At 70.1% G+C, this 26,196-nt stretch carries 21 protein-coding genes; 9 read left to right on the top strand and 12 right to left on the bottom strand.

The window, feature by feature from the left end; all coding sequences use genetic code 11:
- The first annotated feature begins 8 nt into the window (after window positions 1–8).
- The gene (locus B7R87_RS33700) at window positions 9–536 is read left to right on the top strand and encodes a UTRA domain-containing protein (RefSeq protein ID WP_006347011.1); all 528 of its coding nucleotides are present in this window, start codon (window positions 9–11) and stop codon (window positions 534–536) included.
- Between the two features lie 111 nt (window positions 537–647).
- Here B7R87_RS33700 and greA read toward each other — a convergent pair whose 3' ends face one another.
- A complete protein-coding gene (gene greA / locus B7R87_RS21235) occupies window positions 648–1,145 on the bottom strand; it encodes a transcription elongation factor GreA (protein ID WP_006347010.1) in 498 nt (165 codons plus the stop codon).
- A gap of 246 nt (window positions 1,146–1,391) precedes the next feature.
- Window positions 1,392–1,796: a DUF4307 domain-containing protein gene (locus B7R87_RS21240; RefSeq protein WP_040914647.1), complete on the bottom strand. Its 405-nt coding sequence runs from the start codon at window positions 1,794–1,796 to the stop codon at window positions 1,392–1,394.
- A gap of 106 nt (window positions 1,797–1,902) precedes the next feature.
- Between B7R87_RS21240 and mca the strand changes: the two genes are divergently transcribed.
- Together mca and B7R87_RS21250 are read left to right on the top strand one after the other, a co-directional pair.
- Entirely contained in the window at window positions 1,903–2,784 is an 882-nt protein-coding gene (mca, locus tag B7R87_RS21245) for a mycothiol conjugate amidase Mca (protein WP_006347008.1), read from the top strand.
- Between the two features lies 1 nt (window position 2,785).
- Window positions 2,786–3,037, top strand: a complete 252-nt coding sequence (locus tag B7R87_RS21250) for a hypothetical protein (RefSeq protein ID WP_391115944.1) — start codon at window positions 2,786–2,788, stop codon at window positions 3,035–3,037.
- Between the two features lie 103 nt (window positions 3,038–3,140).
- Here the strand turns inward: B7R87_RS21250 and B7R87_RS21255 are convergent, their stop codons facing one another.
- Window positions 3,141–6,341, bottom strand: coding sequence for a tetratricopeptide repeat protein (locus tag B7R87_RS21255; protein WP_130584875.1), 3,201 nt, complete (start codon window positions 6,339–6,341; stop codon window positions 3,141–3,143).
- A 307-nt stretch (window positions 6,342–6,648) separates the two neighbouring features.
- Here B7R87_RS21255 and B7R87_RS21260 point away from each other — a divergent pair, with 307 nt between their 5' ends.
- The 5 genes from B7R87_RS21260 (at window position 6,649) to B7R87_RS21280 (ending at window position 16,346) form a co-directional block, all read left to right on the top strand.
- Window positions 6,649–8,667: a thioredoxin domain-containing protein gene (locus B7R87_RS21260; RefSeq protein WP_006347004.1), complete on the top strand. Its 2,019-nt coding sequence runs from the start codon at window positions 6,649–6,651 to the stop codon at window positions 8,665–8,667.
- A gap of 535 nt (window positions 8,668–9,202) precedes the next feature.
- Window positions 9,203–10,567: a glycosyltransferase gene (locus B7R87_RS21265; protein WP_040914635.1), complete on the top strand. Its 1,365-nt coding sequence runs from the start codon at window positions 9,203–9,205 to the stop codon at window positions 10,565–10,567.
- Entirely contained in the window at window positions 10,564–12,492 is a 1,929-nt protein-coding gene (locus B7R87_RS21270) for an ArnT family glycosyltransferase (RefSeq protein WP_006347002.1), read from the top strand. Before B7R87_RS21265 ends, B7R87_RS21270 begins: the two co-directional genes overlap by 4 nt.
- Window positions 12,489–13,727 (top strand): glycosyltransferase, encoded by a 1,239-nt coding sequence (locus tag B7R87_RS21275; protein ID WP_006347001.1) that lies wholly within the window; start codon window positions 12,489–12,491, stop codon window positions 13,725–13,727. The genes B7R87_RS21270 and B7R87_RS21275 overlap by 4 nt, the downstream gene beginning before the upstream one ends.
- 138 nt (window positions 13,728–13,865) lie before the next feature.
- Complete coding sequence (locus B7R87_RS21280; protein ID WP_006347000.1) at window positions 13,866–16,346, top strand: galactose oxidase-like domain-containing protein; 2,481 nt, start codon at window positions 13,866–13,868, stop codon at window positions 16,344–16,346.
- Between the two features lie 83 nt (window positions 16,347–16,429).
- Here the strand turns inward: B7R87_RS21280 and trhA are convergent, their stop codons facing one another.
- The gene (trhA, locus tag B7R87_RS21285; RefSeq protein WP_040914632.1) at window positions 16,430–17,122 is read right to left on the bottom strand and encodes a PAQR family membrane homeostasis protein TrhA; all 693 of its coding nucleotides are present in this window, start codon (window positions 17,120–17,122) and stop codon (window positions 16,430–16,432) included.
- Window positions 17,123–17,358: 236 nt separating this feature from the next.
- On the opposite strand from trhA, the gene B7R87_RS21290 reads away from it, so the two are divergent.
- Window positions 17,359–19,233 (top strand): phosphoenolpyruvate carboxykinase (GTP), encoded by a 1,875-nt coding sequence (locus tag B7R87_RS21290; protein ID WP_006346998.1) that lies wholly within the window; start codon window positions 17,359–17,361, stop codon window positions 19,231–19,233.
- 170 nt (window positions 19,234–19,403) lie between these two features.
- Here the strand turns inward: B7R87_RS21290 and B7R87_RS21295 are convergent, their stop codons facing one another.
- The 8 genes from B7R87_RS21295 to B7R87_RS21330 form a co-directional block, all read right to left on the bottom strand.
- Window positions 19,404–19,943 carry a hypothetical protein gene (locus tag B7R87_RS21295; RefSeq protein WP_040914630.1) on the bottom strand — a complete coding sequence of 180 codons (540 nt, stop codon included), beginning with the start codon at window positions 19,941–19,943 and terminating at the stop codon, window positions 19,404–19,406.
- Window positions 19,933–21,732 (bottom strand): alpha/beta hydrolase, encoded by a 1,800-nt coding sequence (locus B7R87_RS21300; RefSeq protein ID WP_006346996.1) that lies wholly within the window; start codon window positions 21,730–21,732, stop codon window positions 19,933–19,935. Before B7R87_RS21300 ends, B7R87_RS21295 begins: the two co-directional genes overlap by 11 nt.
- A gap of 7 nt (window positions 21,733–21,739) precedes the next feature.
- Complete coding sequence (locus B7R87_RS21305; RefSeq protein WP_006346995.1) at window positions 21,740–22,198, bottom strand: hypothetical protein; 459 nt, start codon at window positions 22,196–22,198, stop codon at window positions 21,740–21,742.
- 153 nt (window positions 22,199–22,351) lie between these two features.
- Window positions 22,352–22,735, bottom strand: coding sequence for an SCO4983 family protein (locus B7R87_RS21310; RefSeq protein ID WP_006346994.1), 384 nt, complete (start codon window positions 22,733–22,735; stop codon window positions 22,352–22,354).
- Window positions 22,736–22,845: 110 nt separating this feature from the next.
- On the bottom strand, window positions 22,846–24,057 hold the full coding sequence (locus B7R87_RS21315; RefSeq protein ID WP_006346993.1) for a pyridoxal phosphate-dependent aminotransferase: 1,212 nt from the start codon (window positions 24,055–24,057) through the stop codon (window positions 22,846–22,848).
- 237 nt (window positions 24,058–24,294) lie between these two features.
- The gene (locus B7R87_RS21320) at window positions 24,295–24,528 is read right to left on the bottom strand and encodes a chaplin (protein ID WP_006346992.1); all 234 of its coding nucleotides are present in this window, start codon (window positions 24,526–24,528) and stop codon (window positions 24,295–24,297) included.
- Between the two features lie 241 nt (window positions 24,529–24,769).
- Complete coding sequence (locus B7R87_RS21325) at window positions 24,770–25,180, bottom strand: rodlin (RefSeq protein WP_006346991.1); 411 nt, start codon at window positions 25,178–25,180, stop codon at window positions 24,770–24,772.
- A 547-nt stretch (window positions 25,181–25,727) separates the two neighbouring features.
- The gene (locus B7R87_RS21330; protein WP_040914627.1) at window positions 25,728–26,132 is read right to left on the bottom strand and encodes a rodlin; all 405 of its coding nucleotides are present in this window, start codon (window positions 26,130–26,132) and stop codon (window positions 25,728–25,730) included.
- Window positions 26,133–26,196: the final 64 nt, after the last annotated feature.

The following is a 26,196-nucleotide window of genomic DNA, read 5'->3' on the forward strand; positions in this document are numbered from 1 at the left end:
GCACCCGTATGACACTGCGGCGCCGGGGAATCGCACGGCTCGCCCGCGAGGGCTGGGACGGCGGACGGTCGGTCTGGGAGTCCGAGGCCGAGGGGCGGGTGCTCACCGTCGACGAGATCGTCGTACGCGAAGGGCCCGCACCCGAGCGCATCGCCGCCGTGCTCCGGCTCGATGCCGGAGAGCCCGTCTGCGTACGCTCGCGGCGCTACGTACTCGACGGCAAGCCCGTTCTGCTCGCTACCTCGTATCTGCCCGGTGCGCTCGTCGCGGGTTCCCCGGTTACTTGGCCCGACCCCGGGCCCGGCGGGATCTACGCGCGGCTCGCTGATCTCGGGCACGCGCCCGCGCGGTTCCGGGAAGAGGTGCGGGCGAGGATGCCGTCACAGGAGGAGGCAGGGCGGCTCGGACTCGGCAGCGGCGTGCCCGTCGTGCTGGTCTGCCGGACCGCGTACACCGCACAGGCGCGGGCCGTCGAGGTCAATGAGATGGTGCTCGACTCCGCCGCGTACATCCTGGAGTACGGTTTCGAGGCCTGAGCCCTGCCCGGGCCGACCCTCGACGATCACCCGCACAGTTCGCCCCGCGCCGGGAACGCCGATGCCCCCGGGTGGACCCCCGGGGGCATCGGGCGCGGGCAAGCGGTGGGCTCAGCCGGTGTAGGGCTTGGCGTTGAGGATCTTGACCGAGGCGGTGCTGCCGTTCGGGAGCTCGTACTCCGCGGTGTCGCCGACCTTCTTGCCGTTGACCCCGGTGCCGAGGGGCGACTGCGGGGAGTAGGTCTCGATGTCCGAGCTGGCGTACTCGCGGGAGGCCATCAGGAACGTCAGGGTGTCGTCCTCGTCGCCGTCGAAGGCGATCGTCACGACCATGCCGGGCTCCACGATGCCGTCGTCCGCCGGCGCCTCGCCGACCTTCGCGGTCTCCAGGAGCTGGGTGAGCTGCCGGACCCGGAGCTCCTGCTTGCCCTGCTCCTCCTTGGCCGCGTGGTACCCGCCGTTCTCCCGCAGGTCGCCCTCCTCGCGAGCCGCCTCGATCTTCTTGGCGATCTCGGTGCGCGCGGGACCAGACAGGTATTCCAGCTCGGCCTTGAGCTGGTTGTACGCCTCCTGGGTCAGCCAGGTGACGTTCTCGCTGGTCTGGGTCACAGGTGCTCCTCGTCGGTACATGGGATACAAAGCTTCGCCCTACCCAGAAGCATGTGCCTCTACGGGAGGGCGAAACCACGACCCTAACAATTTCGTGCTGAAAGGGGGAGAACAAAAGGCATCAGAATCGCATCAACGCAGGTCAGGTAATGATCCGCGGTCGAACGACCCGATCGGTTTTTCCGATTGGCGCCACTGGACCACGCCACTGGACCACTCTGCGCCGGCCCCTTCGGCGGCGTTACCTCAGCCGCCGTTGCACTGGACGAGTTCGGCCGTCGTGCCCTTCGCCAGGGTGCGGATCTTGACCACCTGGTCGATCCGGCGCTCACCGCGCGCCTCCACCGGGACGTCCAGCCGTCCGACCTCGGCACCGTCCGCCGCGCGCGAGCGCACGGTGCAGGTGCCCGTGGCGTCGGCGTCCTTGCGGATCTCCAGATGGACCTGGACCTCCGAGTCCGAGGTCACATCGAACTTGATGAGCTCGGCGCTGATCTTCTGCTCGGCGATGTAGTCGTAGCCGAACCAGCCGACCATGCCGACGAAGCCCACTCCCAGCACGGCACCGAGGATCTTGAGCTTGCGGTCGGAGCGCTGGTCCGCCGAGCGCCCGTAACGGGCCTCGGGACGCTGCTCGCGCACGCCGCTCATGGTGATTCCTTCCGCACGGTCCGTCTCGGGCGGACCGGAATTTTCCACCGCCCGATTCGGTCACTATAGAAGCCGTGCCGACCGACCAATCACTGAGGATCCCGTCTTGACTGAGCAGCTTCGACTGATGGCCGTGCACGCCCACCCCGACGACGAGTCGAGCAAGGGCGCGGCGACGATGGCCAAGTATGTGTCCGAGGGGGTGGACGTGCTGGTGGTGACCTGCACGGGCGGCGAGCGCGGCTCCATCCTCAACCCCAAGCTCCAGGGCGACGCCTATATCGAGGCCAACATCCACGAGGTCCGCCGCCGGGAGATGGACGAGGCGCGGCAGATCCTCGGCGTCCGGCAGGAGTGGCTGGGCTTCGTCGACTCGGGGCTGCCCGAGGGCGATCCGCTGCCGCCGCTGCCCGAGGGCTGCTTCGCGCTGGAGGACGTGGAGAAGGCGGCCGGGCGGCTGGTGCGCTCCATCCGCTCGTTCCGTCCCCAGGTGATCACCACCTACGACGAGAACGGCGGCTATCCGCACCCCGACCACATCATGACCCACAAGATCACGATGGTCGCTTTCGAGGGTGCCGCCGATGCGGAGCGCTTCCCGGAGGACGAGTTCGGCCCGGTCTTCCAGGCCCAGAAGCTCTACTACAACCAGGGCTTCAACCGTCCGCGTACGGTCGCGCTGCACGAGGCGCTGCTGGCCCGCGGCCTGGAGTCGCCGTACGGGGAGTGGCTGGAGCGCTGGAAGGAGTTCGAGCGGGTCGAGCGCACCCTGACCACGCACGTTCCCTGCGCCGACTTCTTCGAGATCCGCGACAAGGCGCTGATCGCGCACGCCACGCAGATCGACCCCGACGGCGGCTGGTTCCGCGTTCCGCTGGACCTCCAGCGGGAGGTCTGGCCGACCGAGGAGTACGAGCTGGCGAAGTCCCTCGTCGCTACTTCCCTCCCCGAGGACGACCTCTTCGCGGGCATCCGCGACAATGCCTGATATGACCCCTAGCGCAAATCTGGCAATGATGCACGCGGCCGAGTTCGCCAAGGAGCTGGACAAGAACAAGGTCACCCCCGGGGTGCTCGGCTTCCTGGTCTTCGCGGGACTCGCCGTCGGCGTGTGGTTCCTGATGAAGTCCATGACGCGGCATATGAACCGGGTGAACTTCGAGAACCCCGGGACGGCGGCGGACGCCCCGGCCGGGGAGAGCGCGGAGACCGGACCGGGCACCTCCGCGAAGACGGCGTAGCGGCGCATTCCAGAGGCGTGTGCGAGCCGCCCGTACCCCCGCCGGGGGCGCGGGCGGCTGCCCTGCCACGGGACGGGTCCCCCCCGCTGGGCCCGGACAGGGCCTACGGCACCGGGACGCCCATGACCTCTCGCGCATGGCGGTTCGGATACAGGCCCAGCTGCCAGGCCTGCCAGCCGTCCTCCAGGCGTACGCCGCGCTCCAGCATCACCGTCAGCGCCTCGGCGCAGTCCTCCAGCTTGCCGTCGCGCGCCGGGTGGCGTGCGGCGGTCATCCGGGCCAGCTCCTCCTGGGCGACGACCGTGCCCACCTCCGTACCGCCGGGTGAGGCGTACGGCAGCAGGGTGCAGCGCAGCAGCTTCGCCCAGTCGGCGCCGCGCTCGTCGCCGTACGAGCCGAACAGTTCGACCGCCTCGTCGCAGAGCGCCAGCGCCTGGGCCTCCCGGCTGTTGCCCGCGTCGATCAGCGCCAGCTCCAGACAGGTCCAGGCCTCGCCGTGGGCCACCCCGATCCGCCGGAAGTCGGCCCGCGCGTCCACCAGCAGCTGACGGGCAAAGCCGGAATTGCGCAGATTGCCGGTCCGGGCGGCCCGCATGTCCCGGGTCACCCGCCCCGAGTGGTGCCGGGCGCAGGCCAGCCCGTACACGTCCCGCATCCGCGAGAACATCGTCCGCGCCCGCTCCAGCTCCCGGATCGCCCGGTCCGGGTCGCCGCTCTCCTCCAGCGCCTGCCCCAGGTAGTAGAGGGTCCACGCCTCACCGCGCGCGTCCTCGTTCTCCCGGTGCCGTGACAGCGCCTGCTCCAGCTCGTCCACGGCCGCCGCCGGATCGCCGTCCACCAGCTTCGCCCGGGCCAGCTGGGTCAGCGCCCAGGCCTCGCCGCGGCCGTCCCGGGTCCGCCCGTACTGGTCGAGCGCCGTCTCCAGCTCCACGACCGCCCGCGGCACATCGCCCATCCGCAGACAGACCTGGCCGAGCTGGAAATGGGTCCACGCCTCCCCGTGCAGCGACTCGCCCTCCCGGTGCAGCGTCAGCGCCGTGTCCAGCAGGGTCACCGCCTCCGCCAGATGCGCCTGGTCGCGGCGGACAGCCGCCAGCGCGTGCAGCGACCAGGCCCGGTCCTCCGCCTGCTCGTCGGAGCCCTGCATCGCGATCGCCTCGTTGAGCTTGGCCGCCGCCTCGGTGAGATTTCCCTGGTGGTGCAGGGTGATCCCGAGGGAGCAGAGCGCCAGCGCCGCACCCGCCTCGTTCCGGGCGTCCCGGTAGAGGCCGACCACCGACGACAGGGTCGTCCGCGCCTTGTCCAGCTCGCCGAGCTGCCGGGCCGCGATACCGGTCCGCAACTGCACCGCCCGGTCCAGCAGCCCCTTGTCCACCGCCTGCGTCAGCTCCGATATCTCCCCGAGCCGGTAGAGGTCGCCCCGGAGCAGGCAGTAGTCCGCCAGCGCGCCCAGCAGATTGAGTACGGACTGCTGCTCGACGCCCTCCGCATACCGCAGCGCCGAGGTGATGAAGCTCGACTCGTCGTCCAGCCAGCGCAGCGCCGCGTCCAGCGACGGGAATCCGTGCGCGTCGAACTTCCCGGCCCGGGTGGACAGCTTTCCGTCGACCATCCGGATCACGGCCCCGGCCAGATCCGCGTAGTTCTGGATCAGCCGCTCCTGCGCCGCGGCCCGCTCCGCCGGGTCCTCCTCGTCCAGCAGCCGGGCCAGGGCGAAGGCCCGTACCGCGTCGTGCAGCTTGTAGCGGGACGAGCGCACCCGGTCGATCAGCCCGGCGGCCGCCAGCTCCTTCAGCAGCGTCAGCGACTCCGCCTTGTCGGTCGCCAGCAGCGCCGCCGCGGCCGCCGCGCCCAGCGACGAGCGGCCCGCCAGGGCCAGCCGCCGCAGCAGCCGGCGGGCCTGTTCGGGCTGGTCCGCGTAGCGCAGCCGGAGCGCCCGCTCGACCGGGTCGGCCGGACCGGCGGCCGCCAGATCCTCCGCGAGCCGGTCCGCGGTCCGCGCCCCCAGCGATGAGCCCGCGACCCGCAGCGCCAGCGGCAGCCCGCCGCACAGCTCCCGGATCCGGTCCGCGCCCTGCGCGTCGTACGGACCCGTGCCGTCCGCCGCCGCGACCCCCGCCAGCAACTCCTCCGCCCCTGCCGCGTCCAGCGCCTCCACCGGAAGCTGGTGTACCCACGCCGGTACGTCCGCGGGCAGGTCGAGCGGCTCCCGGGCGGTGACCAGCACCAGACTGTCCGAACGCTCGGGCACCAGGGTCCGCACCTGCTCCGGATCGCGGGCGTCGTCCAGCACCACCGTCACCGGAAGCCCCGTCAGATGCTGGTGGTACAGCTCCGCCAGCCGCCGCACCTGCTGCTCCGCCGACGAACGCTCCCGGAACAGCAGTTGCTCCCGGGGCGCGCCCAGCCGGTTCAGCAGATGCAGCAGCGCGTCCCGGGTGGTCAGCGGACGCCCGCTCTCACCGCGCAGATCCACCACGCAGGCCCCGCGGAACTGGTCCTTGAGCTGGTGGGCGGCGCGCACCGCGAGGGTGGTGCGCCCGGCGCCGGGGCGCCCGTACAGCACCACGATCGTGGGTCTGGTCTCCGTGGCCGTCCTGGCCGTACGCACCCACTGCGCGATCTGCCCGAGGGCCTCGCGGCGCCCCGCGAACGGGCCCTCCGGAAGGGGCAGATGGCCGAACGACTGCTCCAGCACCGACCGGCGGCGCGCGGCGGCGCTGCGGTCGGCCCCGCGCAGCCGGTCCACGGCGGCGGGCGGGTTCGCGGGCCGGGTCCGGGAGGCCGTCAGCATCCGCTGCTGCTCCAGATACGGGCGGATGCCCCGTACCTCCAGCGCCGTCAGCCACTGGAGCCGCAACTGCTCGGGCCCGCCCGGCTGTCCCGCCTGGCCCGCGGAGCGGTGCGCGGCGGGCCAGTGCGAAGCCGTCACCTTCAGTACGGTCGCCGCCGCGCCCGCCACCGCGACCACCGCCCCGGCGCCCAGCGCCGTACCCGAGGACGTGCCCAGGGCCAGATCGGCCCCCGTGGCGGCGACCGCGGCAACGGCCGTCACCAGCGCCGGAGTCGACAGATTCCGCCAGGCGAGCCGGGCCGACAGCGGCTGCCGGGCCGCCTCGCCCGCGCTCAGCGCCTGCTCGTACGCCGCGTACTCCTCGCCCGCTGCCGCGGCCATCCCGTCGAGGGCCGCCCGGCCGCGGGCCAGCAGCATCCGCCCGTCGCCCGTCCCGCCCGCCCGGCGGGTCTCCTCCTCCACCGCGCGCGCCAGCAGCTTCTCGGCCTCGGCCCTATGACTTTCCCGCATGACGGGGCCCCCTCCGTACCGTCGATCGTGTGACGCCCGGCCCCCGGCGCCGGCCCCCCGCCCATGCCAGGGCCGCGCCCGGGCACCGTTGCCACCACGCGAGGGAACCGGGATTCCAGAGCCGGGACCCGAACCGAGGGCCGTGTCCCGTGGATCCCGCCGGACACCGACCCGGCCTGATCCACAACACCTGGCCCAGAACTGCCCTACCCGCTCACACCGTGCTCACGCCTGCCGGCGGCCGTCCGCCGCGGCACGCAGGCCGGTGCGGCTTGGGCGGGCCGCCCCGGCATGGCAGGGTGGCCGCATGAACAGACTGGCGGACTCCCAGTCCCCGTATCTCCTCCAGCACGCCGACAACCCCGTCGACTGGTGGCCGTGGTCGCCCGGGGCCTTCGAGGAGGCGCGGCGGCGGGATGTGCCCGTGCTGCTGAGCGTCGGATACAGCTCCTGCCACTGGTGTCACGTCATGGCCCACGAGTCCTTCGAGGACGAGGCCACCGCCGCGTATCTCAACGAGCACTTCGTTTCGGTGAAGGTCGACCGGGAGGAGCGGCCCGATGTGGACGCCGTCTATATGGAGGCGGTGCAGGCGGCGACCGGGCAGGGCGGGTGGCCGATGACGGTGTTCCTCAACGCCGACGGGGAGCCGTTCTACTTCGGCACCTACTTCCCGCCCGAACCGCGGCACGGCATGGCGTCGTTCCGGCAGGTCCTGGAGGGCGTCACCGCCGCGTGGCGGGACCGGCGGGAGGAGGTCGGGGAGGTCGCCGCGAAGATCACCCGCGATCTGGCCGGGCGGGCGGCGGCGCACGGCGGCGAGGGGCTGCCCGGCGAGGACGAACTGTCGCAGGCGCTGCTCGGGCTGACCAGGGATTACGACGAGCGGTACGGCGGCTTCGCCGGCGCGCCCAAGTTCCCGCCGTCCATGGTGCTGGAGTTCCTGCTGCGGCACTACGCGCGGACGGGGGCCCGGGGCGCCCTCGACATGGCCGCCGGTACCTGCGAGGCGATGGCCAGGGGCGGGCTGTACGACCAGCTCGGCGGGGGGTTCGCGCGCTACTCCGTCGACCGCGAGTGGATCGTCCCCCACTTCGAGAAGATGCTGTACGACAATGCGCTGCTGTGCCGCGTGTACGCCCACCTGTGGCGGGCCGACGGCTCCCCGCTCGCGCGCCGTATCGCCCTGGAGACCGCGGACTTCCTCGTCCGTGAACTGCGTACCGCCGAGGGCGGTTTCGCCTCGGCGCTGGACGCCGACAGCCACGACCCGGCCGGTGAGCACGGCGAGGGCGCGTTCTACGTCTGGACGCCCGCGCAGCTGACCGAAGCCCTCGGCGAGGCGGACGGCCGCCGGGCCGCCGAGATCTACGGGGTCACCGAGGAGGGCACCTTCGAACGGGGCGCCTCCGTGCTGCGGCTGCCCGGCGAGGACGATCCCGCCCTGCGCGCCCGGCTGTTCGAGGCGCGGGAGCGGCGGCCCCGGCCCGAGCGGGACGACAAGGTCGTCGCCGCCTGGAACGGGCTCGCAATCGCCGCGCTCGCCGAGACCGGCGCCTTCTTCGACCGGCCGGATCTGGTGGAGCGGGCCACGGAGGCCGCGGATCTGCTGGTACGGGTCCACCTCGGCGACGGCGCCCGGCTGACCCGCACCTCCAAGGACGGTGTCGCCGGCCACAACCCCGGTGTCCTGGAGGACTACGCGGATGTGGCGGAGGGCTTCATCGCGCTCGCGGGCGTCACCGGCGAGGGCGTCTGGCTGGACTTCGCAGGGGTGCTCCTCGACCTGGTCATCGACCTGTTCACCGGTGAGAACGGCACCCTGTTCGATACCGCGCACGATGCCGAACGGCTGATCCGGCGGCCGCAGGACCCCACGGACAACGCCACCCCGGCGGGCTGGACCGCCGCCGCCGGAGCCCTGCTGTCGTACGCGGCGCACACCGGTTCGGAGCCCCACCGGGCCGCCGCCGAACGGGCCCTCGGCGTGGTCAAGGCGCTCGGGCCGCGGGTGCCGCGGTTCGCGGGCTGGGGGCTCGCCGTGGCCGAGGCGCTGCTCGACGGCCCCCGGGAGATCGCCGTCGTCGGCCTCGACGGCGATCCGGCCGCCCGCGCCCTGCACCGTACGGCCCTGATCGCGACCGCCCCCGGCGCGGTCGTCGCCTCCGGGGAACCGGACGGCGACGAGTTCCCGCTGCTGAAGGGCCGTCCGCTGGTGAACGGCGAGGCGGCGGCGTACGTCTGCCGGGGTTTCACCTGCCGTACCCCGACCACGGACCCGGCGGAGCTGGCGTCGGAACTGGCGGGGGCGCCGGAAGGCGGCTGACCCACGGCCGGACCGGGTCCGGCGTCGGATCCGGCTCGTGGAGGACCGGTGGCTGTTGTGAACGCCCCGGCCGTGTTGCACCAGCGCGACACGGCCGGGGCGTTCTTGTTGTGTCCCTGTCCATATTCATTCGTACCGCCGGTAACGGCAGGGTGACAACGGATCTCATCCGTCACAACAGCCCCACTGGTCAACCCGTTTCACCTGCGATGTCAAGGCTCCTGTCCCGTCCCGGATGGAAACGAGACAGAATTTTGCTAAACCATGACAGACGGCCGCCCCTGCACCACTCTTGACCAGGAGTGGTTGCAACGCGGTCGAGAATGCGCCAGGTTCCGGTAGTTCACGAGTGTGATCAAATCGGCACCGGACTTTCACATTCCACCACTAGGGTCCACTCATCAACAACTATGAGTAGCCGGGAGAGCACGCAGGGGAGCGTGTCGCTCTGCCCGGGACCCGTAGCGCATTCCGCCGGCAGGGGGGTCCTGTACGCCGCGTGCGCTGGGGGTTCCATGTTCCAAGGGGGGACTTCGTGCTGTTATCGGTGTTCGTCGTGGCCATATCCCTGGCCCTGTTCGGGATGGCGGTCTTCACGCTCTGGTGGCAGATGCACGCCTGGCGTACCCCCGAGACGCTGGCCGCCACCAGCTTCGACCGGCCCGACGGAGACTCCGGACTGGCGTTCTCGCTGCTGCTGCCCGCCCGCCACGAGCAGGCGGTGCTGGAGCACACCATCCAGCGGCTGCTGGAGTCCAGTCACACCAACTACGAGATCATCGTGATCGTCGGGCACGACGACCCGGAGACCGCGGCGGTCGCCGAACGCGCCGCGGCCCGCGATCCGCTCCGGGTCCGGGTGATCACCGACACCCATGAGAAGAAGAACAAGCCGAAGGCGCTCAACACCGCCCTGCCGCACTGCCGCGGCGATGTCGTCGGTGTCTTCGACGCCGAGGACCAGGTCCACCCCGAGCTGCTCGCACATGTCGACCACGCCTTCACGACCACCGGCGCCGATGTCGTCCAGGGCGGCGTCCAGCTGATCAACTTCCACTCCAGCTGGTACAGCCTGCGCAACTGCCTGGAGTACTTCTTCTGGTTCCGCAGCCGGCTCCACCTCCACGCCGAGAAGGGCTTCATCCCGCTCGGCGGCAACACCGTCTTCGTCCGGACCGAGGTCCTGCGCGAGGCGGACGGCTGGGATCCCGAATGCCTCGCCGAGGACTGCGATCTGGGGGTACGGCTCTCCTCCGTCGGCAAGAAGGTCGTCGTCGCGTACGACAGCGACATGGTCACCCGCGAGGAGACCCCCGACACGCTGATGAGCCTGCTCAAGCAGCGCACCCGCTGGAACCAGGGCTTCCTCCAGGTCTACCGGAAGAAGGACTGGAAGCAACTGCCCGGCCGGGGCCGCAGGATGCTCGCCCGCTACACCCTGATGACCCCGTTCCTCCAGGCGTTCTCCGGGGTGATCATCCCGCTCAACGTCGGCATCGCGCTCTTCTTCGACGTCCCCGTCGGCGCGGCCATGGTGACCTTCCTCCCGGCGATCACGGCCGTGGTGACCTTCATCTTCGAGCTGGTCGGACTGCACGACTTCGGCAAGCAGTACGGGCTCCGGGTGCGCTTCGTCCACTACCTCAAGCTCATCGTGGGCGGCCCCTTCTACCAGATCCTGCTCGCCGGTGCGGCGCTGCGGGCGGTCTGGCGCGAGCAGCGCGGACGGAACGAGTGGGAGCTGACCAGCCATATCGGCGCCCACCTCCAGGACGGCCGGACCTCCGACGGCCCGACCGCTGATGACCGGCCGTCCGACGGCCGGATATCCGGCGACCGGGCCGCCGTCCTCTCCACCGCCGCCGACCGTGCCGACATCCGAGAGGACGCCCACCGGTGACCACGACCCTGCCCTCCCCGGACGAGACCGCTCCGGAGGACACCACACGGAAGAAGTCCGCTCCGGACCGGGCGTCCGACCGGGCTCCGGCCGCCGGTGCCGAATCCGCCCCCACCGGCGGCTCTGCATCCGCCGTCGATGCGCCCGCCCGCTCCGGGACATCCGAGCCGGGTACGCCCGTCCCGGAGGCCCCGCTCCCGGCCCCCGGCACCCCGGATCCCGCCCCCGCCGCCGCCCGTACCGCTCTCGCCCGCGCCGCCGCCAAATCCGTGGCGGCCCGGCGCCGCACCGAGCCCCGCCCGGTCGTCAGATTCCGCTCCTCCCGCCCCGACCTGATCGTCTGCTTCGGCCTGCTCGCCGTCATCGTGCTGGTCCAGGGCTGGAACATCACCGGCTTCCCCGCCCTCAGCGACGACGAGGGCACGTACCTCTCCCAGGCGTGGGCCGTTCAGCAGGGCGAGGGCCTCGCCCACTACACGTACTGGTACGACCATCCCCCGCTCGGCTGGATGCAGATCGCGGCGCTCACCTATCTGCCCGCGCAGATCTGGCCCGAGTCGATGAACGTCGCGACGATGCGCCCGGCCATGCTGCTGATCAGCGCGATCAGCTCGGTCCTCGTCTACGTACTGGCCCGCAGGCTCTTCCTGCCCCGCTGGGCCGCCGCCCTCGCGATGGCCGCCTTCGGGCTCTCGCCGCTCTCCGTCTACTTTCAGCGCGAGCTGTTCCTCGACAACATCGCGGTGATGTGGATGCTGCTGGCGTTCTGCCTCGCCGCCTCCCCGAGCCGCCATCTGTGGCACCAGTTCGCCGCCGGACTCGCGGGCGCCGTCGCCGTACTGTCCAAGGAAACGATGCTGCTGGTCCTGCCCGCGCTGCTGATCACGCTCTGGACCCACAGCCACCGCGAGACCCGGAAGTTCGTGGTCACGGGCGCGATCACGTCCTGCGCGCTGATCGGCCTCTCGTACCCGCTCTACGCCCTGCTGAACAACGAGCTGTTCGCGAGCCCGGACCATGTGTCCCTGTTCGCCGGTATCGAATACCAGCTGAGCAGGCCCGGTTCCGGTTTTATCCTGGACGCGGGCTCCGGCTCCCACAAGACGTTCCAGGCGTGGCTCTACTACGATCCGATCCTGCCGCTCGCCGGGGTCGCCGCGGCCGTTCTTTTACTGCTGGTCTTCCGCTGGTCGGTCACCGCGCGGGCGATCGGGGGACCGGCGCTGGCCGTCGCGATCCTGACCCTGATGGCGTTCCGCCCGGACGGCTATCTGCCCGCGATGTACGTCATCCAGGCACTGCCCTTCCTGGCGCTGGTGCTCGCGGGCGCCGCCGCCAGCATCGTCCACATGGTGCTGCACCGCCGCCGTACGGACGATCCCGACAGCGACAGCGGTGAACCGGCCGCCGTACCGGCCGGCCGGTTCCGCAAGCGGCTGGGCCCGCGCCATCTGGTGGTCGCCGTGCTCACCGGGCTGGCGGTCGGCACCGTCGTCCCGTCCTGGGTCGAGGGCAACCGGGACGCCCTCACCGAGGACGCCAACCGCCACTACCGCGCCGCCGCCGCCTGGTTCGAGACCGAGATCGACGATCCGGCGAACACCCGCGTCCTGGTCGACGACGCCCTCTGGCTGGACCTGGTCCACGACGGCTACACCCCCGGCACCGGCGTGTTCTGGTTCTACAAGGCGGACCTCGACCCGGCCGTGATGAAGACCATCCCGCGCGGCTGGAGGGACATCGACTACATCGTCTCGTCGGTGACCGTCCGCCGTGACGCGCCCACCCTGCCGACCACCGCAGCCGCCCTCGCGAACTCCACCGTCGTCGAGGTGTTCGGCACCGGCGACGACCGGATCGAGATCCGCCGCGTCAACGGCGGTACGGCGGCGGTTGACGAACCCCGTGCCGGAGGGGGCCGATGAGCACCACCGGAACCGGCACCGGCGCCGGAGAGGACACCGAGCCCGGGATCGGTGCCGCCGACATCGCCGAACCCGGCGCTGTCACCGTGGTCGTCCCCACCTTCAACGAGTCCGCCAACGTCCGTGAACTGCTGCACCGGCTCACCGAGTCGGTGCCCGGCCGGCTGCCCTGCGAAGTCGTCTTCGTCGACGACTCCACCGACACCACGCCCGAGGTGATCCGCAGCGCCGCCCAGGACTGCCCCTTCCCGGTCACCGTCATCCACCGCGAAAGCCCCGACGGCGGACTCGGCGGCGCGGTCGTCGAGGGGCTGCGGGCCGCGGGATCGGAGTGGATCGTCGTCATGGACGCCGACCTCCAGCACCCGCCCGCCCTCGTCCCCGAACTGATCGCCGCCGGGGAGGCCGCGGGCGCCGATCTCGTCGTCGCCAGCCGCTATCTGCGCGGCGGCAGCCGGGAGGGCCTGGCCGGCGGCTACCGCATCGCGGTCTCCCGTACCGCCACCTGGCTGACCAAGGCGCTGTTCCCCCGCGGGCTGCGCGGTATCAGCGACCCGATGAGCGGGTTCTTCGCGATCCGCCGCAGCGCCGTGACGGACGCCGTCGCCGCGGGGGAGCTGCGCCCGCTGGGCTACAAGATCCTGCTGGAGCTGGCGGTACGGCTGCGGCCCAGGGCGGTCGCCGAGGTCCCGTTCGTCTTCCGGGAGCGGTTCGCGGGGGAGTCCAAGTCCACGCCCGCCGAGGGCCTGCGCTTCCTCCGGCATCTCGTCGGCCTGCGCACCGCCGCCCCCCTGGCCCGGATGATCGCCTTCGGACTGATCGGACTGACCGGGTTCGTCCCCAATCTGCTGGCACTGTATCTGCTGACCCAAGGTGGGATGCACTATCTGCCCGCCGAGGTGGCGGCCAACCAGTTCGGGGTGGCCTGGAACTTCCTCCTCATCGAAGTGCTGCTCTTCCGCGACCGCCGCGGCCACCGCCACTGGGCGGACCGGATGGGCCGGTTCGCCCTGCTCGCCAACGCCGATCTGCTGCTGCGCATCCCGCTGATCGCCCTGCTGGTGGCGGGGGCCGGAATGCCCGTCCTGCCCGCGACCGCACTGGCCCTGCTGCTCACCTTCGTCCTGCGGTTCGCCGCCACCGAGGCCCTGGTCTATCTGCCCCGGGGCCCGCGCGGATCCCACGGTTCCGGCAGACCCGGGGCGTCCCGGCCCGGCAGCGCCGATCACGTCTGACTCAACGCCTCCCACAGACACGGCGACCGGACTGACCCCCGGCCGCCGTTTTGTCCACGAGCCGCCTCGGGGACACCGCCAGCGCGCGGGCACCTAGGTGCCCGCGCGGAGAACAGCAAACAGGGAAGGAGGACCGCCATGCCGTCAGCGATACGCCGCCGCAGATCCGTCGCGCTGCTGGCCGTCGCGGCGATGAGCGCAACGCTTCTCGTCACCTCGCCCACGCCCGCGACCGCCGGGCCCAATCTGATCCGCAACCCCGGCTTCGAGGTCCCCGGGGGACCGGGCGACGACGGAATGCCGGAGTGCTGGAAGAAGTCGGGCTGGGGGAACAACGACTTCGCCTTCGAGACCGTGGCCGACGCCCGCACCGGGTCCGCCGCGATGAAGGTGTCACTGACCCGCAGGGTCGAAGGCGACCGGAAGGCGCTGGTGACCGAGAGTTCGCTCTGCGCCCCGGTCGTCGCGCCGAGCCGTCAGTACGATCTGTCCTTCTGGTACAAGAGCACGACGCCGGACACGGCCGTGACGCTCTTCCGGCACGACGCGGCCACCGGCTGGCAGTACTGGACGGACGTACTGACCCTGCCGGTCAATCCGTCCGCCTACGCCCGGGCCGAGGTGCGCACCCCCGAGGTGCCGCCGGGTACGGACCGGATCGCCTGGGGCGTCTCGGTGTACGGGGTCGGCTCGGTCACCACCGACGACTATGTGATGGAAGAGGTCGAGGTCCCGGTGCCGGAGCCGGGCTGCACCGGCACCCCGGAGGAGTGCGTCAAGGGCCGCTGGGACGTCCTGCCGACCAAGAACCCGATCCGCTCCATGCACTCGGTGGTGCTGAAGAACGGCAAGGTGCTGGTGATCGCCGGCTCCGGGAACGATCCGATGCTCTTCGCCGCCGGAACGTTCACCTCCGCCGTCTACGACCCGGTCAACGGCTCATGGCGGCAGGTCCCGACGCCCGCCGACCTCTTCTGCGCCGGTCATGTCCAGCTGGCCGACGGCAAGGTCCTGGTCATGAGCGGGAACAAGGGCTATCCGACGGCCGACGGCCGGCTCGGCTACCAGGGGCTGAAGGACAGCTACATCTTCGACCCGGACACCGAGCGGTACATCCGTACCAACGATATGCACGACGGGCACTGGTATCCGTCGGCGACCATCCTCGGCAACGGTGACGTGATCTCCTTCGGCGGGCTGAAGGAGGACTCCACGGGCAATGTGACGGCGGAGAAGTTCTCGGCCGCGCAGAACCGCTGGCTGCCGATCAGCCAGGTCAACCAGACCTGGTCGTACTGGGGCCTGTATCCGTCGATGATCCTGATGCAGGACGGCCGGCTCTTCTACTCCGGCAGCCATGTCTTCGGCAACGGGACCCCCGGTACGGGTGCGTCGATCTACGACTACGACCGCAACACCATCACCGACGTACCGGGGCTCCAGAACAAGGACGAGCGCGACCAGTCGGCGAGCGTCCTGCTGCCGCCCGCGCAGGACCAGCGGGTGCTGACCATCGGCGGCGGGAACAACGAGCGCAATCCGGTCGCCAACCGGCTCACCGACATCATCGACCTCAAGGAGCCCAGCCCCCGCTACCGGCCGGGGCCGCTGCTGCCGCAGGGCGAGGTCGACCAGGGGCAGGGCCGCCGCCCGCAGCGGGGCGCCGAGGGCAAGATGTACGTCTCCGCGGTGCTGCTGCCGGACGGCAAGGTCTTCGAGACCGGGGGCGCGCTGCACGACCGGGCCGATCCGGTGTTCGAGGCGTCCATGTTCGACCCGGTGACCAATACGTACCAGGCGAACATGGCCCGGGACCCGATTCCGCGCGGCTACCACTCGTCGTCGTTCCTGCTGCCCGACGGGCGGGTGATGTCGGTGGGCGACAACCCGGGCAACAACAGCTGGAACCACAACGTGTCCGTCTACACGCCGCCGTATCTGCTCAAGGGGCCCCGGCCGGAGATCACCTCCGTACCCGACGACCGCTGGCACTACGGCGACACCCAGCGGATCACGGTGAACCGGCCGATCGTCAAGGCGGAGCTGATCCGGCCCGCGGCGGTCACCCACTCATCGGACCCCAACCAGCGGTTCGTCGATCTGCCGCTGACCGTCCACGGCGGCAACCGGATCGACCTCAATGTGACCAGCAACCCCAATCTGGCGCCGCCCGGCTGGTACATGCTGTTCGCGGTGGACGCCAATGGGATCCCGTCGGTGGCGAAGTGGGTCCACCTCGGGCCCGCGCCGGGGCAGCCGGGCGCCGCGGCGGCCGCGAAGTCCTCGGGCGGGCACGGGCACGGGGCCCCTCCGGCGCCTTCGGCCAAGGTCAACGAGTTTGCGGACGCGCTGGAGAAGCCCGCGAAGCCGCCGCTGAAGAAGCGGTCGTCGGCGCCGGTGAGCCCCAAGGTGGCGGGCTGTGAACCGGCCTACGGCACACCGGGCGTCTGTGTCCCGGTGAAGTTCCCGGCGACCGTCGCGGCCACGGCCGCGGCCCGCTGCGACTGGCTGGAGGCCCGCGACTTCGGCCGGCTGAAGGTCAACGGCCGCTCCGACCCGCTGGGTCTTGACCGCAACAAGGACGGCGTGGCCTGCGGAAAGGGGGACCGCAGGAAGTAGCAGCCGGACGGCCGTGGCGCAGGAGCGCCACGGCCGTCGTGGTCTTCTGGGGGCGTAGTGAAGACGCAACCCCGGGGCAGGGGCTACGCCTGGTAGGCCACGAGGGAGATGCCCACGTAGTGGACGACGAACGCGGCCAGCGTGAACGAGTGGAAGACCTCGTGGAAGCCGAACCACCGCGGTGAGGGGTTGGGCCGCTTGATGCCGTACACCACCCCGCCCACGCTGTAGAGCAGTCCGCCCGCGATCACGCAGACGAGGACGGCGATGCCGCCCGTGCGCAGGAAGTCCGGCAGGAAGAAGACCGCGGCCCAGCCCATTGCGATGTAGCAGGGCGTGTAGAGCCAGCGCGGCGCTCCCACCCAGAACACCCGGAAGGCGATCCCGGCCACCGCGGCGGCCCAGACCGCCCAGAGGAGGGGCCGGGCGGTGGAATCGGGGAGCAACAGCATCGTCAGCGGGGTATAGGTGCCCGCAATGATCAGAAAGATGTTGGCGTGGTCCAGGCGCCGCAGCACGGCCTCGCCGCGCGGCCCCCAGTTGCCCCGGTGGTACAGCGCGCTGACCCCGAAGAGCAGACAGGCGGTCAGGACGTAGACGGCACAGGCGGCCCGGGCCCGGGGGGAACCGGCGAAAGCGGTCAGTACCAGTCCGGCGACCAGCACTGCGGGGAACATTCCGGCGTGCAGCCAGCCGCGCAGCTTCGGCTTCGCCGGAGGAGACGGTATCGAGGTCGCCGTGGTCGCGGGGAGGGCGTCGGGCGCTGCAGGCGTCATAAGGGGATGGTAGCCAGCCCGCGGGGCAACCGGCGCGTCCGCCTGTCCCCCGTGGTGTCCGCGACACGTGGCGATGCTCACGTGAGGTGCCCTCTGGACATATGGGCACCAGCCACGGATGATCAGATGAGTGCGGTCGGCACCGGATGAGCGCATTGCTGCGTCCGGGTCGCAGCCCCCACGGGGCAGACAGTTCAAAAAACCCTCGACTAGGAGCGATCGTGGCGCGCGACGCTGTGCTCTCCGGGAACGCCCCCCACAGCCCCGGGGCCCTCGGCACCCTCCCCCCTCCCCCCACCACCCACAAGGCACTGGTTGCCTGGGTCGACGAGATCGCGTCGATCACCCAGCCCGACCGGATCGTCTGGTGCGACGGTTCCGAGGCGGAGTACGAGCGCCTGTGCGAGGAGCTCGTCGCCAAGGGCACCTTCACCAAACTGGACCCGGTCAAGCGCCCGAACTCGTACTACGCGGCTTCGGACCCCACCGACGTCGCCCGCGTCGAGGACCGCACCTTCATCTGCTCCGAGAAGGAGGAGGACGCCGGGCCGACCAACCACTGGAAGGCCCCGGCGGAGATGAAGGAGATCTTCGCCGGCGAGAACGGCATCTTCCGCGGCGCCATGCGCGGCCGCACCATGTACGTGGTCCCCTTCTGCATGGGCCCGCTCGGCTCCCCGCTCTCCGCCGTCGGCGTCGAGATCACCGACTCCGCCTATGTCGCGGTCTCCATGCGCACCATGACCCGGATGGGGCAGCCCGTCCTCGACGAGCTGGGCTCCGACGGCTTCTTCGTCAAGGCCGTCCACACCCTCGGCGCCCCGCTCGCGGAGGGCGAGGCCGACGTTCCGTGGCCGTGCAGCTCCACCAAGTACATCTCGCACTTCCCGGAGACCCGCGAGATCTGGTCCTACGGCTCCGGCTACGGCGGCAACGCCCTGCTCGGCAAGAAGTGCTACGCCCTGCGGATCGCCTCCGTCATGGCCCGTGACGAGGGCTGGCTCGCCGAGCACATGCTGATCCTCAAGCTCACCCCGCCGCAGGGCGACGCCGAGTCCGCCGAGTCCGCCGAGTCCCCCAAGTATGTGGCCGCCGCCTTCCCCTCCGCCTGCGGCAAGACCAACCTCGCCATGCTGGAGCCCACGATCCCCGGCTGGACCGTGGAGACCATCGGCGACGACATCGCCTGGATGCGGTTCGGCGAGGACGGCAGGCTGTACGCGATCAACCCCGAGGCCGGTTTCTTCGGCGTCGCGCCCGGCACCGGCGAGCACACCAACGCCAACGCCATGAAGACCCTCTGGGGCAACGCCGTCTTCACCAATGTCGCCCTCACCGACGACAACGACATCTGGTGGGAGGGTATGACGGAGGAGACCCCGGCCCGGCTGACGGACTGGAAGGGCAACGACTGGACGCCCGCCACCGAGACCCCGGCCGCCCACCCTAACGCCCGCTTCACCGTCCCGGCGTCCCAGTGCCCGACCGTCGCGCCCGAATGGGAGGACCCCAAGGGCGTCCCGATCTCCGCGATCCTCTTCGGCGGCCGCCGCGCCTCAGCCGTTCCGCTGGTCACCGAGTCCTTCAGCTGGCAGCACGGTGTCTTCCTCGGCGCGAACGTCGCCTCCGAGAAGACCGCCGCCGCCGAGGGCAAGGTCGGTGAGCTGCGCCGCGACCCCTTCGCCATGCTGCCGTTCTGCGGCTACAACATGGGCGACTACATGGCCCACTGGATCAAGGTCGGCCAGAACGCGGACCAGGCGAAGCTGCCGAAGATCTACTACGTCAACTGGTTCCGCAAGAACGACCAGGGCAAGTTCGTCTGGCCGGGCTTCGGTGAGAACAGCCGCGTACTGAAGTGGATCGTCGAGCGCCTCGACGGACGGGCCGACGGTGTGAAGACCCCGATCGGTGTGCTGCCCACGGCCGAGTCCCTGGACACCGACGGGCTGGAGCTGTCCCAGGAGGACCTCGACTTCCTGCTGACCGTCGACCCCGAGGTCTGGCGCGAGGAGGCGGCTCTGGTCCCCGAGCACCTCAACACCTTCGGTGACCACACGCCGCAGGAGCTGTGGGCCGAGTACCGCGCCTTGGTGGCCCGCCTGGGCTGACCCCATGCCCCCATGAACCGGGGCCGGGCGCGCACGAACGCGCCCGTCCCCGTACGCGGCGGTCCTGCCGACCACACCGCCCTGACCTGTGGAGTGCCCTCACCGGTCCGCCGCCCCCGGCCCCGACGCCTACCGACCAGGCGCCGGGGCCGGCGTGTTTCCGGCGCCGCTCAGTACCCGTCGACGCGCTCGCCCTCGGGCACCTCGTAGCAGCCGGAGACCACATGCAGGGAGAGGCTCGGTTGTTCGTCCTTCGCCAGATGGATGATGTTGACGCTGAACCTCCGCTCGTCGTGGTCGGCGGTCAGATTGAGGTTCTTGTTCCGGCTGGTGTCGTACTCGTACTCGACGATTCTCCAACCATGGGCGGGCAGTTCGGCCTTGAGCTGTTCCATCACTCCCGCCAGCTGATCGGGTGATTCCGGATAGAAGGTCGACGGCTGGAACGTCTGGTAGTACTTCTCCGGGTCCTTCCCGTCACCGCATTCGCTGATCCTGGCGCCGCCTTCATCCGCTTTCCCCTTGACCTTGATCAGGCCGAAGAGCTCGCTGGAGACCAGCTCCGTCTCCGTCCTGGCGTCGTCGAGACTGCTGACGCCGGAGGAGGGAAGAGGGTTGTCTGACTGCCCGGAGTCGCCCATACCGCATCCCGTGATCAGAGTGAGTGCCAGCCCCAGCGAGAGCGCCGCGGCAGGTTTCCTAGTCTTCAAGCTTCACGTTCCCGTGTTTCCCGACGACGACGAAGGCCTGGTTGCGAAGCGTCTCCTTGCCGTCCACCCAGTAGTTGCTGTGCTCCCTGGTGTCCGTGGTCATCTGGTTCGCTCCGAACAAGGAGTCGCTGGGGATGATCCCCGTAATTACCTGATGGCCGATCAGCTGGCCGCCGCCGTGTCCATAGCGGCCGATGTCCGGCACGGGGTCCCCGGGCGCCTCCTGGTTCCAGACCCGGCCCTTCGCTACGTCCAGCTCCTCGGCGGAGCCCACCTGCACCCCGGGGCTGCCGGCGAAGATCAGGTCATCGGCGTTGAGGTCGCCCTGCCGGGCCGCGGAGCCGATCAGGGTCGAGCCGTACGAATGGCCGATGACCGTCGTATGACCCGGTCCTTCGGCGGTCCTGGAGGTGTCGAGTCCGTCGAGGAACCGGTTCAGAGCCGGTGCCCCGTCATTGGCGTAGTGACTGAAAGGGGCGTCCTTGACGGCGTTGTCGGGCGCGTCATAGCCAATCCAAGTGATGGTGGCGACCGACTCACCGCCCGCGACTTTGTCCGCCGTCTCCCACAAGGTCGTCATCCGGCTGATGTCACCCCCCACCTTCTCCAGGCTCGCCCCCGTCCCGGGCACGAACACCGCCGTGTGATCGGCCGTATCGGGGTTCCCGTTGGCGATGATCGCCCTGCCGTCGCCCTCGGTGCTGAAGCCCAGCAGATACGCCTCCGGCAGCCCTTCCGTCCCCGTGTCGTCGAAGCGCTGCTCGATCCGCTCCATGCCCTTCAGCCCCTGGGTCAGCCGTTTCTCCTCGCCCTCGTACTTCCGGGTCCACTCCATGTACTCGTCCGAGTACACCTTCACCGGACCCCGGGCGGTGTTGATCCAGGTGTACTTGTTCTCCGGTGCGGGCGGGATCGCGTTCAGCGCGAGCTGGTACTCCCCGTGCTTCTGGGCGAGGACCGTACGGTTCGCCTCGTCACGGACGGTGGCCGGGAGGCCGTCCAGTACGCCGACGCTCGCCGGGTTCATGGAGATATAGGCGTCGCGTTCCTCGTCGGAGAGGCCTTTCCACCACGCGGCGTTCTCGGCGGGCGAGGCGTCCTTCGGCGGACCTTCGATCGTCCTCAGATAGGTACCGGCGGCTTCCCGGACACCGCTGGTGTCGGCCGTGGTGTCCGTCCAGTCCCGGGCGGAGACCGTGAGGTCGTCGTCCGCCTTCAGGGCACGGAGCTTCGGGGCCCACTTCCCGTCGGCGGCGGTGGCCTCCGACAGCGCATTGGTGATCCGTACCGCGATGTCGTAGGCGGGCCCCGTGTGCGGGTTCGGATACTGGTAGGCGGCCTGCCGTCCGACGTCCCGGGCCTGCGGGCTGTCGTCCCCGTACCCCCGGGCGGTGCCCCCGCCGGGGATCTCGCCGTCGACCTTGTCCGGGCCCGCCGGGTACGTGACCGTACCGTCGTCGTTCACCGTGAACTTCCGGGACTCGGCCTCCAGCAGCGCCGACTCCAGTTTCCGCTTCGCCGCGGCGATATCGAAGGCGAAACCGTTGAGCGCGGTACTGATGAGACCGCATTCGACCTGGGTGTACTGGAAGTTCTTGGCCAGCTCCCGTAACTCGCCGAGTGCGGCGTCCAGGGCTTCGCCCTTGAGGCCCGCCTTCCGCATCCCGCCGATCACACCCGCCTCGACCTGGTCCTTCGCCGACTGCGCCATATCGGCGAGGGCGCGGTATCCATCGGCGGCGCCCTCGTACTCGGCGGGCTTCAGACTCTTCAGGGTCTTGAGGTCCACGACGCCGTCACCGCCTCGTCGGCACGCAGGCGATATCGTCGCGGTCCGCGAACTCCGCCCGCACCTTGCCGATTTCGGCCTCCACGGCCTCGTCGGTCCGCAGCAGCTCCCGGCCGACCTGATCCAGGATCCCCTGGAGGCTCCCGCAGCGCCGGCTCACGTCATCGGCGTACTTTTTCCAGGAGGCGTACAGCTCCTGCTGGGCCGCGGCGCTGAGGCACCCGGCGGTCTCGCCGAGCCCGGACTGCCCGTCCGTCAGCTTGCCGACTGCCGTCGTGACCCCTCTGCGTAAGGAGCCGACGCCCTCCCCGGCCGCGAGCCACGCCTGCCGGCTGGACTGCAACCCCAGGGTGACCGCGCTGATGCCCGGGCCCGTCTCATCCGGCGGCAGTCCGTTCAGCCGCATCGCGGTGGCCTCCCGTTCGGCCACCCCGGCTTTGATCTGTTCCCACTCGTCCCACGCCACGCGCGCCCCCCGGCAGCAGCTTCCCGACACCTGCAGATCTCCCCGACTCTACCGGCCGTACGGGGGCGGGACCGGGGCCTGTGGACAACTGCCGGGACCCCGCCCACCGGGGTGGACGAGGTCTCGGTTCCTCACGGTTTCGTGCCGTACGACTCAGGCCGCGGCGAGCTCCGCGCCGCCGAGGGCGGCCGCATGGGCGTCCATCCGCTCGGCGGCCAGGATCGCCACCGCCGTATCGGCCCGGGACGCGGCGACGACCAAGGCGCGCCCGGCGAGCGCATGTGCCCTGCGGTGCAGCGCCAGCGGGTCGGCACCGCTCAGCGCCGTATGCCGGGCGGGCGGCGCCCCGCGCAGCCGGGCGACCTGGGTCGCGATCCGGTCGGCCGCGGTGTCCAGGGCCAGCTCGTCGGTGACCGCCAGCAGAGCGGAGAGATGGCCCGCGAGCTGGATGTCCAGCTCCTCCTCGCGGGAGCGATGCGGATACGCGGCGGTGTCGGCCATCGAGTGGACAGACCTGGTGCGGATCGGCTCGTACATAAAGATGGCCTCCTGCTCACTGTCAGGAGACCATCCTACCTTGGATTCAGTCTAAAGTTCGTCCTGGTCGGAATTCGGCCCGATCCGTCCGCTCAGGGGGGCGGTTCGGCTCAGTGCTGGCTGTAGCCGTCCAGGAACGATCCGATCCGGGTCACCGCGTCCGCCAGGTCCTTGGTCGCGGGCAGGGTGACGATCCGGAAGTGATCCGGCTCGGGCCAGTTGAAGCCCGTCCCGTGGACCACCATGATCTTCTCGGCCCGGAGCAGGTCGAGGACCATCTGCCGGTCGTCCTTGATCTTGTAGACCTTCGGGTCCAGCCGGGGGAAGAGATAGAGCGCGCCCTTCGGTTTGACGCAGGTGACGCCGGGGATCTGCGTCAGCAGGTCGTACGCCGCATCGCGCTGTTCCAGTATCCGGCCGCCCGGCAGGACGAGGTCCTCGATGGACTGCCTGCCGCCCAGTGCGGTGGCCACTGCGTGCTGCGAGGGCATATTCGCGCACAGCCGCATATTGGCGAGGATGGTCAGCCCCTCGATATAGGAGGCGGCGTGCGTCTTGGGGCCGCAGACCGCCAGCCAGCCGGAGCGGTAACCGGCCACCCGGTAGTTCTTGGAGAGCCCGTTGAAGGTGAGGGTCAGCAGGTCCGGGGCGATCGCGGCGGTCGGGGTGTGGGTCGCTCCGTCGTAGAGGATCTTGTCGTAGATCTCGTCGGAGCAGACCACCAGCCGGTGGCGGCGGGCGATGTCGGTCAGCCCGCGCAGCAGCTCGTCGTCGTAGACCGCGCCCGTGGGGTTGTTCGGATTGATGATCACCATGGCCTTGGTCCGGTCGGTGATCTTGCGCTCCAGATCGGCGAGGTCGGGCATCCAGTCCGACTGCTCGTCGCAGCGGTAGTGCACCGCGGTGCCGCCGGCCAGCGAGACGGACGCCGTCCACAGCGGATAGTCCGGCGCCGGGACCAGCACCTCGTCCCCGTCGTCGAGCAGTGCCTGCATCGACATCTGGATCAGCTCTGAGACGCCGTTGCCCAGATAGATGTCCTCGACATCGAGGCCGATGCCCTTGGTCTGGTAGTGCTGCATCACCGCGCGCCGCGCCGAGAGCAGCCCCTTCGCGTCACCGTAACCGTGGGCCCCGCCCACATTGCGGAGGATGTCCTCCAGGATCTCCGGCGGGCACTCGAATCCGAATGCTGCGGGGTTGCCGGTGTTCAGCTTGAGGATCCGGTGTCCTGCTGCCTCCAGCCGCATCGCCTCCTCAAGGACCGGACCGCGGATCTCGTAACAGACATTGGCGAGCTTCGTCGACTGGATCACCTGCATGTGCGTGAGCTTACGACCGTCGGTCGCCGCTCGCCGAGTGTTTTAGCCCACGCCGCCCCGGACCGGTAATCCGGCGTGCGGGGGCGGCGGCGGGGTGCCGGGCCCATTCCGCGGCCGGTCCGCCCGGTGCCGGGCGTGGACGGGGAAAGGCCCCGGGATGCGGCGACGCACCCCGGGGCCCCGGGTCCGGCGGCCGGTGGACCGGCCGTTTCCCATTCCCTCATGACCGGTGAAGGATCAGCCGTTCACACAGGCGTTGCCGAGGCTCGGGTTCAGCAGCGCAATGATGTTCACCGTATTGCCGCAGACATTGATCGGAACGTGAACCGGGATCTGGATCACATTGCCGGACAGCACGCCGGGGGAGTTGGCGGCAGCACCGTTGGCGTTCGAGTCGGCCACGGCCGGAGCGGCCGCGCTGAGCGCCAGCAGAATACCCGCAACGGTGGCGGCAGCCTTCTTGTGCTTCATTGTTCGATCCTTTCAGCGGCGGCACTGAACGCAGGCACGACCCTCGTGCGCTGCGCCGACAGTCATCTGTTCCATGGCGCCCCCGCAGATCTAGTAACGACTGGGTTCCCGCCAGGAAACCTCGCCTATAGCGACCTGAGGAAAAGTCACTCGTATGCGAAGCGGTCCGGGGAAATGCCCCGGGAAAGGGGTGTGCCCCCGGGCGCCGAACGCTCGGGGGCACAACTCAGAGGCGGACGGCTCAGCTGTTGCCGGCGCCGTTGCCCGAGAGGACCGGGATGTTGCTGAGGATGTGCGACAGCGGCTCGTCGCCCTTGGCCTGCGTCGAGTTCTCGGTGCACTGCTGGTTCTGCGGCGCCGACAGGATCGGGACGTCCTGGACGGCGATCGGGATGACGCCGATGAGGGAACCGGCGTTGACCTTCGCGGGCAGGCCGATGCAGGGCTTGTTCAGCGAGCCCTGGATGAGGGCCATCTGCGGGCTCATGTCGCCGTGCGTGGCGGAGTTGCCGTAGGTCTGCGAGGCGCCGTTGCCGCTGAAGGACGTGGTGCCGTTGTCGTTGCCGATGGCCATGGCCGGAGCGGCCACCGTGGCGCCGGCGCCCACCATCGACGCGGTGACCGCAGCGGTGGCCAGAATCTTCTTGATCACTTGATGTTCCCTTTTCGCTATGAACGATCGATCGTGGAGCAGACTGATCAACTGCCCCCGATCCGTTTGGTTCCGCGCGTTCACCCGAAAGCCGTAATACGGCCGGATGGTCGACGCCCGGAATATCGGAGGAGGGACCTCGGACGGTCCCGTCCTCCGATACGGCGGATCGCGATTCGTCCCCGGATGCGCCATGCCAACTGGAAGCACGACTGCCCCACGACGCAATGCGCCGCCGGCTGGAGGCAGGCATCCGGAACGGATCCGATTCCACGGTCCGCGGGCCCATTCAAGCAGCCCCGACGGCCGTCTGCCGAGGCTCGTTCACCCATCTGCCGAGTGAATTTCCGCCGTACGGATTCCTTCGAAATGATGAGGCAATCGGAGCAGGGTTTTCGAGTAAACGTTTCAGCAATTCCGGGGTGCGGCGGGAAGGGAGGGCCGGAAAAGCGTGCGGAATCGGGGGAGGGGAGCGGTGGAGAAGGGGGAAGCCCCCGGCACCGGGCGGGTGCCGGGGGCTTCGTGCCGTCCGCTGTGGCGGGCCGCCTCAGCTGTTGGCGACGCCGTTGCCCGAGAGGACCGGGATGTTGCTGAGCAGGTGCGAGAGCGGCTCGTCGCCCTTGGCCTGCGTCGAGTTCTCGGTGCACTGCTGGTTCTGCGGAGCCGACAGGATCGGGATGTCCTGGACGGCGACCGGCACGAGGACGCCCACGAGGGAGCCGGCGTTGGCCTTCAGCGGCAGACCGATGCAGGGCTTGTTCAGTGACCCCTGGACCAGGCTGAGCTGGGGGCTCATGTCGCCGTAGGTCTCGGCGTTGCCGTAGGACTGCGACGCGCCGTTGCCGCTGACCGACGTGGTGCCCGTGTGGTCGCCGATGGCCATAGCCTGCCCGGCACCCGCGCCCACCACGGAGAGGCCGACCACTGCGGTCGCCATAACCTTCTTGAGCATGTTCCGTCCTTCTGTCTCGTGGATGCCCACTAGCGGAGCGACCTGACAACAGCGGGCCGCCGAG

The organism is Streptomyces tsukubensis (assembly GCF_003932715.1).
Lineage (GTDB): Bacteria > Actinomycetota > Actinomycetes > Streptomycetales > Streptomycetaceae > Streptomyces > Streptomyces tsukubensis.